This is a genomic window from Vibrio sp. 10N.222.49.C9 (assembly GCF_041474985.1).
Lineage (GTDB): Bacteria > Pseudomonadota > Gammaproteobacteria > Enterobacterales > Vibrionaceae > Vibrio > Vibrio crassostreae_C.
Window position 1 is genome coordinate 1 of record NZ_JBFRVD010001542.1, and the last position, 295, is coordinate 295.

The window sequence follows — 295 nt, forward strand, 5'->3', positions numbered from 1 at the left end:
CTTCTCTTGCATACCTGAAATGCAAACACGTGATTAGATGAATATCACTCCAGCTTTTAATATGGATCTTTTGTCTGTGTTTCAATATGCGTCGATGCTCATTCTCAACTAAAGCATTCCTATCCCTAATTTTATGCTGCCCTGTGTGGGGATGGCACGCGTTTGCCTCTAGCTCTGACTCTAAAGATCCTAATCGTTCTATGTTTTCTATCCTTGGCGGGCCGGGGTATATGCCCGAAACAGGGCTAATGCTGGCCGTTGGCGGACTCTTCTCCTTTAAGACAGAAGACGATGA

The 295-nt window shown here is 45.1% G+C and carries 1 protein-coding gene; it reads left to right on the forward strand.

Annotation, left to right across the window (positions count from 1 at the left end; translation table 11 throughout):
* Positions 1-86: 86 nt before the first annotated feature.
* Positions 87-295 (forward strand): hypothetical protein (locus AB4585_RS29160; RefSeq protein WP_372172299.1); only part of this gene is annotated, 209 nt, incomplete at its 3' end.